Source organism: Variovorax sp. GW458-11-26-14-LB1 (assembly GCF_059423965.1).
On sequence record NZ_JBWKYW010000014.1, the window covers coordinates 113,226 to 125,761 of the forward strand.

The 12,536-nt window shown below is 67.7% G+C and carries 9 protein-coding genes; 7 read left to right on the plus strand and 2 right to left on the minus strand.

All coding sequences use genetic code 11. The features are described 5' to 3' along the window. From AC07YS_RS12340 to AC07YS_RS12365, 6 genes are all read left to right on the plus strand, one after another. The gene (locus AC07YS_RS12340; protein WP_495267925.1) at window positions 1–612 is read left to right on the plus strand and encodes a DUF4376 domain-containing protein; all 612 of its coding nucleotides are present in this window, start codon (window positions 1–3) and stop codon (window positions 610–612) included. Further along, window positions 609–3,167, plus strand: coding sequence for a phage head spike fiber domain-containing protein (locus tag AC07YS_RS12345; RefSeq protein WP_495267924.1), 2,559 nt, complete (start codon window positions 609–611; stop codon window positions 3,165–3,167). The genes AC07YS_RS12340 and AC07YS_RS12345 overlap by 4 nt, the downstream gene beginning before the upstream one ends. Window positions 3,168–3,427: 260 nt before the next feature. After that, on the plus strand, window positions 3,428–4,450 hold the full coding sequence (xylF, locus tag AC07YS_RS12350; protein WP_495267996.1) for a D-xylose ABC transporter substrate-binding protein: 1,023 nt from the start codon (window positions 3,428–3,430) through the stop codon (window positions 4,448–4,450). Window positions 4,451–4,589: 139 nt separating this feature from the next. After that, window positions 4,590–5,780, plus strand: a complete 1,191-nt coding sequence (locus AC07YS_RS12355; RefSeq protein ID WP_070062989.1) for a sugar ABC transporter permease — start codon at window positions 4,590–4,592, stop codon at window positions 5,778–5,780. A 1-nt stretch (window position 5,781) separates the two neighbouring features. Then, window positions 5,782–6,585 carry an ATP-binding cassette domain-containing protein gene (locus AC07YS_RS12360; protein WP_095747145.1) on the plus strand — a complete coding sequence of 268 codons (804 nt, stop codon included), beginning with the start codon at window positions 5,782–5,784 and terminating at the stop codon, window positions 6,583–6,585. Window position 6,586: 1 nt separating this feature from the next. Further along, window positions 6,587–7,741, plus strand: a complete 1,155-nt coding sequence (locus tag AC07YS_RS12365; protein ID WP_070062991.1) for an ROK family transcriptional regulator — start codon at window positions 6,587–6,589, stop codon at window positions 7,739–7,741. 4 nt (window positions 7,742–7,745) lie between these two features. Here AC07YS_RS12365 and AC07YS_RS12370 read toward each other — a convergent pair whose 3' ends face one another. After that, window positions 7,746–9,008, minus strand: a complete 1,263-nt coding sequence (locus AC07YS_RS12370; protein ID WP_495267923.1) for a helix-turn-helix domain-containing protein — start codon at window positions 9,006–9,008, stop codon at window positions 7,746–7,748. 143 nt (window positions 9,009–9,151) lie between these two features. Here AC07YS_RS12370 and AC07YS_RS12375 point away from each other — a divergent pair, with 143 nt between their 5' ends. Further along, a complete protein-coding gene (locus AC07YS_RS12375) occupies window positions 9,152–11,284 on the plus strand; it encodes a PQQ-dependent dehydrogenase, methanol/ethanol family (RefSeq protein ID WP_062473911.1) in 2,133 nt (710 codons plus the stop codon). Window positions 11,285–11,346: 62 nt separating this feature from the next. On the opposite strand, the gene AC07YS_RS12380 is transcribed toward AC07YS_RS12375, so the two are convergent. Then, window positions 11,347–12,330: a helix-turn-helix transcriptional regulator gene (locus AC07YS_RS12380; RefSeq protein ID WP_493195187.1), complete on the minus strand. Its 984-nt coding sequence runs from the start codon at window positions 12,328–12,330 to the stop codon at window positions 11,347–11,349. Window positions 12,331–12,536: the final 206 nt, after the last annotated feature.

Consider the following 12,536-nt stretch of genomic DNA (forward strand, 5'->3'; position numbering starts at 1 on the left):
ATGATCGATTTCACTGTCTATAGAACCGCGACCGGAGAGGTCGTTCGCTCAGGCTATGTCGGCTCCGAGGACGAGTGCCTCAGTCAGGCCTTCGAAGGCGAGTCTGTCTATGTGGGCAAAGCCCGATTCGACCAATACATCGCGGATGGGACGCCCGTCGACATGCCGCCGAAGCCAGGCGAGCACCACGTGTTCGATTGGACGCAACGCGCCTGGCTCGATCCGCGAACGATGGAGGACCGTCGTCGCTCGCTGCGCGAGCGCGTCACCGAGCATCGATGGGAAATCGAAACTGGCGGCATCACGCTGCAGAACGGCGTGCGTGTTCTCACGGGCAAGCCCGACCAGGACCGCATCACGGCGGTGATCGTCAACGCCGACATTGCGGGCATCGACGCTGTCGACTTCAAGGCCGACAGCGGATGGGCCCGCCTGACCATCGACGAACTTCGCGGTGTGGCCCGAGCGATCGGCCTGCATGTCCAGGCGTGCTTCAGCGCCGAGCGCACGCACCACGCCGCCATCGACCAACTCCGGACAGAGGCCGAGACCGAGGCCTATGACATCTCCGCGGGCTGGCCCCTTACCCACAACAGCATCGAAACGCAATGACCACCACGCTCACCGAAAAAACATTCGCCGAACTGTTCACCTTCGCAGGGGCAGCACAAGGTACCTTCGTCAATGCACAGGGCTGGATTCAACCGAAGCCGCCGGGCCCCGTGCCGCGTTTCGACCACGACCCCCTCACCAAGGTCGCCAAAGGGCTACTCATCGAGAGCACGCGAACGAATCTGCTTTCCTTCTCGTCGCGATTCGATAGGTCTTCGGCATGGACCCGATCGGGCGCTACGCCGGTCCCGGACGCTGCCATCGCTCCCAATGGGCGATGGGATGCGTGCAAGCTGATCTTGAACAGTACGAACAACGCCGGCAACGGCCACATCTCCCAGAGCATCGCGAAAGCTGCGACCGCGACCACCTATGCGTACTCGTTCTACGCGAAGCCTGCTGGCGCGCTCAACGGGTGGATCTATGCCCGAGGTGCAGCAGGCGCCGACTGCGTCAGCATTCCCTTCAATCTGTCCACGATGGTTGTGTCAGGCGCCGCCTCCGGCGGCTTTGTGGACGCGTCCAAGAGGGTGGTCGATGTTGGCAACGGGTGGCGCAGGGTCGAGATTGTCTTCACGACGGATGCATCCGCAACGCTGGTCGCGGCGATTTATCCCGGCACTGCGTCGGGGAGCGTGGGCAACGGCGTCGACGGTCTCTACATTTGGGGCGCGCAACTCGAGGAGGGGCGATTCCCCAGCTCCTATATCTGCAACGTCGAGGCCCTCTCCGGGCGCGCGTCCATTGGAAGCTACTACGACGCCGATGGTGTCATGCGCTATGCAGGCGCGGGCGTGGCGCGCAATAGCTATGAGCCGTCGAACCTGACGCTGCCGCCCTTGCTGATGGTGGAGGAACAGCGCACGAACATTCTGCTCAAGAGTGGCGACATGCACCTGTCGCCCTGGACGGGCGGCGGGATGTCACGCGTCACGGGAAGGTTGGCGCCCGATGGCACGCTTCGAGCGGTTGAGTTTTCGGGGACGTCCACCACACCCAACACGCAGAGCGCCGTCGCGACGGCGACCGTGATGAAGTACTCGATCTATCTGAAGAACGTGTCGAGGACTGCCAACGTGGACCTGCTGCTGCGCAACACTACAACTGCGACGAACGACATCGGCGCAGGCGTGATCCTGCACGGTGCGAATCCGTTGATTTCTGGGGCGGGTTGGGAGATGCGTGATGCGGGCAATGGGTGGTTTCGCTGTACCTACACGTCGAAGATAGCCATCGCGGTGGGCGATGTTCTGACAGTCTACGCAGTAGTTTCTGGACCGCGAGCGGACAACGGGGCCTGCCTGGCCTGGGGTGCCCAGCTCGAAGCCGGTGCGTTCGCCACCAGCTACATCCCGAGCACCGAGACCTTCACCAGCCGCGCATCCATCGGCACCTACTTCGACTCCACGGGTGTGATGAAGACCGCTGCGGCGGGTGCCGCGCGGATGACCTACAACCCCGCCGACCTGACCATCGCACCCTGGCTCATGCAAGAGGTGTCCAGTACGAATCTGCTGACTGAGAGCGAGTTTCGCAACGGGCTTGCGGATGCGTCCGTCAGGATCGGATGCGCGGCGGCGTCCTGGAGCGAGCTGGGGTTTACGACAGGCATCGCATTCCCTGCACCGCCGCCGGCCGGCACGTTCGCGTTCTATGCCGCCAAGTCGCCTGTTCTTGCGCCGTCGACCACCTACGTGATCTCCTGTTTCGTGAAAATGGATGACGGCGGAGCGCCCAGCATGCCCGCGTCTGGCGGCGCGGCGGACTTCGCGCTCGTCATCGCGAACACGCCAATTTCTCCCGCCGCTTGCACCATGACGCATGTCGGGGGCGGCGTGTACCGCCTCACGGGCGCGCGGACCACTGATGCATCCGTTCCCAGTACTGTGTCGGGTATCTGGAAGTACGGAACCAACAGCGCCCGGACTTTCAAGTTCACGGGCTTGCAGCTGGAACAGGCGTCGTCCGCGTCGAGCTACATCCCGACAACGACGGCGACGGTGACGCGTCTCGCTGACGGCGCCACTTCAGCAACAACAACCCGACAGGCAGACGCCGCTACCTCCGGGGCAACCACGAGAGCAGGTGATCTCGTCCTCGTCGATGCAAAGAAGGGCTGGTGCAATGCCACTGAAGGCACCATCTTCATGGAGTTTGGACGGCCGAAAGAGGGAGACACAACGGCAAGGAATCTTGTCGAGATTGGCACAGCGGTCGGAAATCGCGTGGGCATCGGGTTCACTGCATCGGCACTCGCCTACGCCTACTCGGCTGTCAACGGTCCGTCCGGGCCGAACACGGTCTCGGTTGGACTCCAGGGAACACCTGTTGGGAGCCCGGTCAAGGTCGCCCTCAGCTATGGCGCCGATGGCCTTCGGTTCGCGTGCAACGGCCAACTCCTCAAGGCTGCCCTGCCAACGGTCCCGCCGTTTGCCAACCTTGGCGTTGGAAACCTGTCCTACGGCGGCAGCAATCAACCCTTTTTCCACGTCCGCGCGGTGCGCTACCAGCCGCAGAAGCTCACCGATGCGGAAGTGGTGGCACTGACGGCGTAGGGGAGGAGTCCTGGCCGCAGGCCCAGCGCGAGAAGCGCAATCACACACCAGGCCCCTTCGGGGGCCTTTTTTCATGCCGGCTCATGAGCTCACCGCACCAGGCAATCCTTCTTCGTACAGCCAACTCATCACCCATCCGTGCCTTCGCCCACGTCTCGGGGAATTCCCGGGTGCCCGGAACCCCCCGCCGATGGGATAGTTAGTTCGCCACTCAAACTAACTACCCCGGCACACCGTTCTGAGGAGAGACACCGATGCAACTGACAACGAAACACACCCTGGCCGCCCTGGCGTTCGGTCTCACGGCCGTGGGCGCGATGGCGCAGACCGTGGTCGGCGTGAGCTGGTCCAACTTCCAGGAAGAACGCTGGAAGACCGACGAGGCCGCGATCAAGGCGCAGCTGGAAAAACTCGGCGCGAAGTACATCAGCGCCGACGCGGGCGGCTCGCCCGAGAAGCAGCTGGGCGACATCGAGGGGCTGATGTCCAAGGGCGCGAAGGCGCTCATCGTGCTGGCGATGGACAAGGACGCGATCCTGCCCGCCGTCACGAAGGCCACGCGGCAGAAGGTGCCGGTGGTGGCGTACGACCGGCTGATCGAGGCGCCGGGCGTGTTCTACATCACCTTCGACAACGTCGAGGTCGGGCGCATGGAGGCGCGCGAAGTCCTTAAGGTCAAGCCCAAGGGCAACTACGTGATCATCAAGGGCTCGCCGAGCGACCCGAACGCCGACTTCCTGCGCGCTGGCCAGCAGGAGGTGCTGGACGCCGCGATCAAGAAGGGCGACATCAAGATCGTCGGCGACGAGTACACCGAAGGCTGGAAGCCCGAGGTCGCGCAGAAGAACATGGAGCAGATCCTCACCAAGAACGGCAACAAGGTCGATGCGGTGGTGGCGGCCAACGACGGCACGGCCGGCGGTGCCGTCGCGGCGCTCACGGCCAAGGGCCTGCGCGGCATTCCGGTGTCGGGCCAGGACGCCGACTTCGCCGCGCTGAACCGCGTGGCGCTGGGCACGCAGACGGCCACGATCTGGAAGGACTCGCGCGAGCTCGGCCGCGAAGCCGCCACGGCGGCGGTGTCGCTCGCGGCCGGCAAGCCGGTCGACAAGGCCGCGCCCTGGGCCGGCGGCGCCAAGAAGCTCTCGCTGTCCTCGCGCCTGCTGACGCCGGTGCCGATCACGCGCGACAACCTCGACGTGATCGTCAAGGCCGGCTGGATCAAGAAGGACGAGCTGTGCAAGGGCGTCTCGGGTGCGAGCGCGCCCACGGCCTGCAAGTAACGCCGCAACCACCGGCGCGTTCAGCTTCTCGCTGGACGCGCCCTCCATCTCTTCGCAACATGGTTTCCGGCCGACCCGCAAGGGCCTGCCGGCGGGACGGTTGCGCACCTGCAGTCCGTCCTGAGGGGGCTTGAAAAAAATGAGCGATCCAACACCCGGCTGGTGGCGCCGCACCGGCATCGACCTGCGCCTGCTCCTGATGTGCGTGCTGCTGGCCGTGATGGCGGTGGCGTTCAGCGTCATGTCGGGCGGCGTGTTCCTCTCGCCCGAGAACCTCTACAACGTCGCGCAGCAGACGGCGGTGGTCGGCATCGTCTCCACGGTGATGGTGCTGATCATCGTGGCGCGCCACATCGACCTGTCGGTGGGTTCGGTGATGGGCTTCGTCGGCGTGCTCATCGCCTACCTGCAGTACACCTCGGGCTGGTCGTGGCCCACGGCCTGTCTGGCGGGGCTCGCGGTGGCGCTCTTGGTGTCGATCTACCAGGGCTGGCTCACGGCGGTGCTGGGCGTGCCATCGTTCGTGGTCACGCTGGGCGGGTTGATGTCGTTTCGCGGCGCGGCCTTCCTGGTGGCCGACGGCAAGACGCAGCCGGTGAACGACGAGTTCTTCCAGCGCCTGGGCGGCGGCTACGACGGCGGCATCGGCGTCACGGCCAGCTGGGTGCTCGCGGGGCTGGTGGCGCTGGTGCTGTTCGGGCGCATGGTGCAAAAGCGCCGCGCGCGCCAGCGCTACGACATGCCGACCGAGGCGCTGTGGCTCGACGTGCTGCTCACGGCCGTGCCGGTGGCGGTGGTGGTCGGCTTCGCCTGGGTGATGAACAGCTACCAGATCTCGTCCAAGAGCGAGCCGCAGGGCATTCCGATCCCGGTGCTGATCTGGGCGGCGGTGGCGATCGTGCTGTCGTTCATCGTGCACCGCACGCGCTTCGGCCGCTATGTGTTCGCGATGGGCGGCAACCCCGACGCGGCGGCGCTGGTGGGCATTCCGGTGCAGCGCGTCACGCTGATGCTGTTCGCGCTGCTGGCGGTGCTGGTGACGGTGGCCGCCATCGTGTCGATCGCGCGGCTCAACGCGGGCACCAACTCGCTGGGCACGGGCATGGAGCTGTACGTGATCGCGGCGGCCGTCATCGGCGGCACGGCGCTGGCGGGCGGCAGCGGCTCGATCTTCGGCTCGGTGCTGGGCGCGCTGATCATGCAGTCGCTGGACAGCGGCATGCTGCTGCTCGACGTGCCCATCGGCAAGCGCATGGTGATCATCGGCCAGGTGCTGATCGTGGCCGTGGTGTTCGACGTGCTCTACCGCCGCAAGTTCGGGGAGAACTGACATGGCCGACATCGACAAGACAAAACCGCTCGTCGAGCTGCGCGAGATCCGCAAGGCCTTCGGCGGTGTGAAGGCCGTGGACGGCGTGAGCATCAACCTCTACCCCGGCGAGGTGGTGGCGCTCCTGGGCCACAACGGCGCGGGCAAGTCCACGCTGATGAAGATGCTTGCGGGTGCCTACCCGATCGATTCGGGCGACACGCTCATCGCCGGCGAGAAGGTCCACATCCGCACGCCTGCCGAGGCGCAGGCGCAGGGCATCGAGACCATCTACCAGACGCTCGCGCTGGCCGACAACCTGGACTCGGTGGCGAACCTCTTTCTGGGCCGCGAGAAGATGACGGCGTGGAACACGCTGGACGACCACTTCATGGAAGTGCAGGCGCGCAAGGTGTTCCAGCGCCTGAACAAGAACTTCACCAACATCCGCATCCCGGTGCGGCGCCTGTCGGGCGGGCAGCGGCAGGTGGTGGCGATCTCGCGCGCGCTGTACTTCAACGCACGCATCCTCATCATGGACGAGCCCTGCGCCGCGCTCGGCCCCGAAGAGACGGCGATGGTCGGGCGCCTCGTCAAGCAGCTGAAGGACGACGGTGTCGGCATCTTCCTCATCACGCACGACATGCCCGACGTGTTCTCGCTGAGCGACCGGCTCGCGGTGATGAAGAACGGCAAGCTCGTGGGCACCTACCGCACGGCCGATGTCACCGAGGACGAAGTGCTCGGGATGATCATTGCCGGCAAGCGGCCCGAGGGGCGGGAGCAGGCGCACCACGCGGCAACCGCGGCCACGGCAGCGGCATGACATGAAGACCATCGGCGACCAGCAGCTGCTCAAGCGCCTGAACCGCAGCGTGCTGCTGCGGTTGCTGCGCGCGCAGCCGGGCTTGTCGCGCGCGCGGCTCGCGAGCGAAAGCGGGCTCACCAAATCGACCGTGAGCCTGCTGGTGCGCGAGCTGCTCGACGAGGGCTGGCTCAGCGAATCGGGCGCCGCCGTGGCCGACGGGCTCGGGCGGCCGTCCACGCCGCTGCGGATCAACGTCGGCGTGCGCGCGCTGATGGGCGTGGAGATCGCCGTCGAAACGCTGCGCCTCGTGTGCGTCTCGCTGCAGGGCGAGGTGCTGCACGCGCAGGCCGAGCCGCTGGACGACGGCACGCCGGCCCGCGTGTGCGCGCAGCTCGCGCGCATGGCGGCGGCGGCGCATGCGCAGCTCGACGAGCGCGGCCTGCGCCTGTCGAGCATCGGCGTGTGCGTGCCGGGCGCGGTGGACGACTGCACGGGCGTCGTGCGCTTCGCGCCCAACCTCGGCTGGCGCAACGTGAACCTGCTGCCTGCGCTCGAAAAGGCGCTGGCCGCGGCGGGCCTGCCGGGCGTGACCGTGCAGCTGCAGAACGACGCCGATGCCGCCGCGCTCGGCGAGTACGAGTTCGCGGCGGGCGAGGGCGAAGACCCGCTGATCTTCGTCAACAGCGACGTGGGCGTGGGCGCGGGCGTGGTGCTGAACGACCGCCTCTTCACCGGTGCGCAAGGCATGGCCGGCGAGATCGGCCACACCATCCTGCAGCTGGACGGGCCGCTGTGCTCATGCGGCCGGCGCGGCTGCGCCGAGGCCTTCTTCGGTTCGCGCGTGCTGGCGCGCGAGGGCGCGGACATGGCGCGCGCCGCTGCGTTCTTCGGCGTGCTGCTGCAGAACCTGTGGGTCACCTTCAACCCGCGCGCGATCGTGCTCGGGGGCAAGGTCTGCGCCGAGCATCCGGAGTTCGCGCAGGCGGCGTTCGAAGGCGTGAAGGGGCACGCGGAGCGTGCCGGCATGCCTGCGCCGGAACTGCGTACGGCGCGCTACGAAGAACTTGCGCCTGCCGTCGGGGCGGCGGCGTTGGCACTGCACGATTACCTGCGGCCGCTGCAGCCCGATGCGAAGGCGCGCCGCGCGCGCGCACTGGCCCGCGCCGGCGCCTGAACCGTCAGTCCGCTACCGCGCTGCTGTCGTCGTCGCGCCAGCCGCGCAACCGCCGGTACAGCGTGCCGCGCGACACGCGCAGCTGACGCGCCGCCTGCGACACGTTGCCGCCGTGCGCCGCGAGCGTGTCCTCGATCAGCTTGCGGCTGTGCTCGCGCAGGGTTTCGGTGGGCGGCACCGGCTCGATGTCGCTGGCGGGTGCAAGCGCCACGGGCGGCTGCGCCTGCACGTCGATCGCCACCGGCGCCTCGACCTGTGCGCTCGCCATCTCCGGCATCGCCACCGCGTGCCGGAAGTCCGCACCGTCCGCGCCCTTGAGCTGCGCCTGCATCCACACGCCGAGCCCGCTGGCCAGCCGCAGCGGTTGCGCGGCCTCGCGCCGGCCCAGCCGCAGCAGGCTCGCAAGGTCGTGGCCCAGCAGGCATTCCACGTCGCGGTCGTCGGGGGCCTCGGGCAGCCGCCCCAGCAGCCGCGCGCCGGCGTTGTTGAGCCATGCGATGGTGCCGTCGGGCGCGATGCCCGCGAGCGCCTCGAGCGGCGTGCCCAGCAGCGTGGGGCTGGCCTGGAAGCGCAGGATGAGGTGGTCGCGCGACTGCGCCTGCAACAGCCGGTTCTCGATGATGGTGGCGTGCAGCGCGACCATCGAGGCCGCGTCGAAGCCGAAGCGCCGCGCCTCCACCGTGAGGTCGAGCACGCCCGCGAGCTGGCCGCTCACGTCGCGGATCGGCGCCGCGGCGCATTGCATGTGGCACAGCACGTCGTAGTAGTGCTCGGCGCCGTCGACGGTGCAGGCCTGCCCGGTGCTGGCCACGATGCCCGGCGCCGTGGTGCCCACCACGCGCTCGGAGATGTTCACGCCCAGGCGCGCGGTCTGGCGCAGCACGGGCTGGTGCGTGCCGGCGGGCTGGCTCGTGACATGCACCACCACGCCGTCGCGGTCGGTGAGGATCACGCGGCAGTCGGTGCCCGCGAGCATGTGCTCCATCTGCACGAGCTCGTGCCGCGCCACGTCGAGCAGCTCGCGGTTGCGCGCGAGCGTGGTGTGCAGCCGGCTGGGCGTGACGGCGTCGAAGGCCACCACGCGCTGCCGGTCGGCGTGGGTGCGGCTGCAGCGCATCCACGACTGGATGACCGCCTCGCCGACCAGCCCCGAGGGGCGCACGCCTTCTTCGAAAAACTGCTGCCGCGCCAGCGCCACGCGCTGCGCCGGCGTGCTGGCAAAGAGTTGGCGCGGCGCATCCGCCGTGCCGAGCCTGTCGAGCGCCATGGGTTCGCCGCCTCTTCCGGGTTCAGGGACCCTTTCGAATGTGTTCCGCAATGGAACAAGGCTTGATTGGGGAAATCCCGGGGGTGAAGGCCGATGCCGTGCGAACGATCCTTGGGGCAGAACGAAGAAGGAGACAGACCCCGATGAAGACGACAACGACACAGCCTCTTTCCGGGCGGCGCCTGCTTGCGGGCGCCTTGCTGTGCCTGGGCCTGGCGGCCCCGGCGCTGGCCCAGACGGCCGCCAGCCCGCAGGACCGCGCCGGCGCGGCCGCCAAGCGCGTCGACGGCAATTTCGTGCGCGCCAACGCGGCGAAGAAGACGCCCGACTGGCCCAGCTACGGGCTCGACTACGCCGAGTCGCGCTTCAGCAAACTCGATCAGGTCAACACCGGCAACGTGAAGCAGCTCGGGCTGGTCTGGTCGTACAACCTCGAATCGACGCGCGGCGTGGAAGCCACGCCGCTGGTGGTCGACGGCATCATGTACGTCACGGCCTCGTGGAGCATCGTGCATGCGATCGACACGCGCACCGGGCAGAAGATCTGGACCTTCGATCCGCAGGTCGACCGCACGAAAGGCTTCAGGGGCTGCTGCGACGTGGTCAACCGCGGCGTGGCGCTGTACGAGGGCCGCGTCTACGTGGCCGCCTACGACGGCCGCCTGATCGCACTGGACGCCGCCACCGGCCAGAAGGTGTGGGAGAAGAACACCATCGAGGGCCAGAAGGGCAGCTACACCATCACCGGCGCGCCCCGCGTGTTCAAGGGCAAGGTCATCATCGGCAACGGCGGCGCCGAGTACGGCGTGCGCGGCTACGTCACCGCCTACGACGCGAAGACCGGTGACCAGAAGTGGCGCTGGTTCGTGGTGCCCGGCGACCCGAGCAAGCCTTTCGAAGACGAGTCGATGGCGCGCGCCGCCAAGACCTGGGACCCCAGCGGCAAGTACTGGGAAGCCGGCGGCGGCGGCACGGCGTGGGACAGCTTCGCCTTCGACCCCGAGCTCAACCTGATGTACGTGGGCACCGGCAACGGCTCGCCCTGGGCCGCCAAGGCGCGCAGCCCCAAGGGCGGCGACAACCTCTACCTGGGCTCGGTGGTCGCGCTCGACCCCGACACCGGCAAGTACAAGTGGCACTACCAGGAGACGCCCGGCGACAACTGGGACTACACCTCCACGCAGTCGATGATCCTGGCCGACGTCAAGCTGAACGGCAAGGCGCGCAAGGTGCTGCTGCACGCGCCCAAGAACGGCTTCTTCTTCGTCATCGACCGCACCAACGGCAAGTTCATCTCGGCGAAGAACTTCGTCGCGGTCAACTGGGCCACGGGCTACGACAAGAACGGCCGGCCCATCGAGGTCCCCGCCGCGCGGCAGAACGAGAAGCCGGGCGACAGCATCCCGGGCCCGTTCGGCGCGCACAACTGGCACCCGATGTCCTACAACCCGCAGACCGGCCTGGCCTACCTGCCCGCCCAGCACGTGCCGATCAACCTGATGGACGACAAGGCCTGGAAGTTCGACGAGAACGCACCCGGGCGCCCGCATGCGGCGCTGGGCTGGAACCTGGGCAAGTTCGCCAACGTCGAGCCGCCCACGAGCAAGCCCTTCGGCCGCCTCGTGGCCTGGGACCCCATCAAGCAGAAGGAAGCCTGGGGCGTGGACTACGCCTCGCCGTGGAACGGCGGCACGCTGACCACCGCCGGCGACCTGGTGTTCCAGGGCACGGCCGACGGGCGCCTGGTGGCCTACCACGCCAAGACCGGCGAGAAGTTGTGGGAAACGCCCACCGGCACCGGCGTGGTGGCGGCGCCCGCGACCTACATGGTGGACGGCAAGCAGTACGTGTCGGTGGCCGTGGGCTGGGGCGGCGTGTACGGCCTGGCGCAGCGCGCCACCGAGCGCCAGGGCCCGGGCACGGTCTACACCTTCGCGGTCGGCGGCACGGCCAAGATGCCCGCGTTCGTCGAGTACCGCATGGCCAAGCTGGTGCAGGGCGTGAAGTACGACCCCGCCAAGGTCCAGGCCGGCACCATGCTGTACGTGAGCAACTGCGTGTTCTGCCACGGCGTGCCGGGCGTGGACCGCGGCGGCAACATCCCGAACCTGGGCTACCTCGATCCGGCCTACATCGAGAACCTCGACAAGTTCGTGCTCAAGGGCCCGGCCATGTCGCGCGGCATGCCCGACTTCACGGGCAAGCTCTCGGGCGACGACATCGAGAGCATCAAGGCCTTCATCCAGGGCACGGCGGACGCGATCCGGCCGAAGTAGCGGCATCGCGAACTCAAACAGAAAGGCGCCCTCGGCGCCTTTTCTTTTGGGCAGGGCGGTTGTCAGCCTGCGAGGCGCAGCTCGTGGATCAGCCCCGCCACGTTGCCCACCTGCAGCTTGTCGTAGATCGACTGGATGTGGTTGCGCACCGTGGCCGGCGAGCGGTTCAGGATGGCGGCCACTTCCTTGTGGGTGTCGCCGCGCGCCAGCAGCTCGGCGATGGTGTGCTCGCGCGGCGTGAGGCTGTCGGCGCGGCAGCGATGGCGGCACTTGAGGAACAGCAGGCGCTGCTCGACGCGGTGCGTGACCACGATCTCGCGCCCGTTGAAGCGCGCGTGGCCCTGCAGAAAGTGCTGCAGCAGCGCATCGGGCAGCGTGCGGCCGTGCCAGGCCGGCCACTCGGCCTTCAGCATCGCCTCGAACAGCCGGTCGGCGTGGTACAGCACGCCGCGCAGGTCGCCGATGGCCGAGCCGCCGGGCGACGCGCTTCCCGCTTCGAGGCGGTCCAGGTGCATCACGCGGTTCAGCGCCAGCGCCTGCATCACGTGCGGCGCGAGGCTGGCGAGCAGTTGCCGCTCTTCCTCCGTGCCGTGGGCTTCCGGGTCGGCGCGGAACAGGCTGAGCCAGTGGACGAAGCTCGTCTGCGGGTTCGAATCCGAGGTGATGAAGAAGTTGGCCTGCTCGAAGCGGCGGCCGTAGTCGCGCAGCTCGGCCTGGTCGTCGCGGCAGAACCACGCCTGCGCATTGAAGGCGAGCGTGGCGTTCGACTGCTTGGCCACCTCGCCGGCGGCCGTGTCCATGTGCTTGACCTGCTCGTAGGCCGTGACCATCTCGAGCGGCTGGTTGTGCAGGTGGATCGTGTGGATGTCGATGCCGTGGTCGGTGCGGGTGGCGGTGCCCCACATCGACGAGTCGAAGAGCAGCACGGGCTTGAGGAGGTCGAGCGCGGCGTCCTGGAAGGCGTCGATGGGCAACTCGTGCGAGAGGCGGTACAGCCGCAACAGGAGGTCGCTGAAGTCGCGCGGGACACCGGCCGTGAAGGTCATGCGGGGAGTCTTCCAGCCCCGCCGCCGCATGCCCATCCCATGTTCCGGTGACGCGCGCGGGGCTCGGCCGCGCGGTTTCAAGAATGGTGCATTTGCATCATTTGATTTCCAAAAGCGAAAGCTATTGTTTGCAGCGCCCTCGGTTGCTGCCCAGGCCCTTTCCCTTTTCGAGAGACCCACGATGCCCCACCCCACCTCCAGAATCC

Excerpts from the sequence above, each read along its gene's own strand:
- AC07YS_RS12370 (WP_495267923.1), bottom strand. The coding sequence starts at position 9,008 with ATGGCGCTCGACAGGCTCGGCACGGCGGATGCGCCGCGCCAACTCTTT.
- AC07YS_RS12355 (WP_070062989.1), top strand. The coding sequence starts at position 4,590 with ATGAGCGATCCAACACCCGGCTGGTGGCGCCGCACCGGCATCGACCTG.
- AC07YS_RS12365 (WP_070062991.1), top strand. The coding sequence starts at position 6,587 with ATGAAGACCATCGGCGACCAGCAGCTGCTCAAGCGCCTGAACCGCAGC.
- AC07YS_RS12345 (WP_495267924.1), top strand. The coding sequence starts at position 609 with ATGACCACCACGCTCACCGAAAAAACATTCGCCGAACTGTTCACCTTC.
- AC07YS_RS12360 (WP_095747145.1), top strand. The coding sequence starts at position 5,782 with ATGGCCGACATCGACAAGACAAAACCGCTCGTCGAGCTGCGCGAGATC.
- AC07YS_RS12340 (WP_495267925.1), top strand. The coding sequence starts at position 1 with ATGATCGATTTCACTGTCTATAGAACCGCGACCGGAGAGGTCGTTCGC.
- AC07YS_RS12380 (WP_493195187.1), bottom strand. The coding sequence starts at position 12,330 with ATGACCTTCACGGCCGGTGTCCCGCGCGACTTCAGCGACCTCCTGTTG.
- AC07YS_RS12375 (WP_062473911.1), top strand. The coding sequence starts at position 9,152 with ATGAAGACGACAACGACACAGCCTCTTTCCGGGCGGCGCCTGCTTGCG.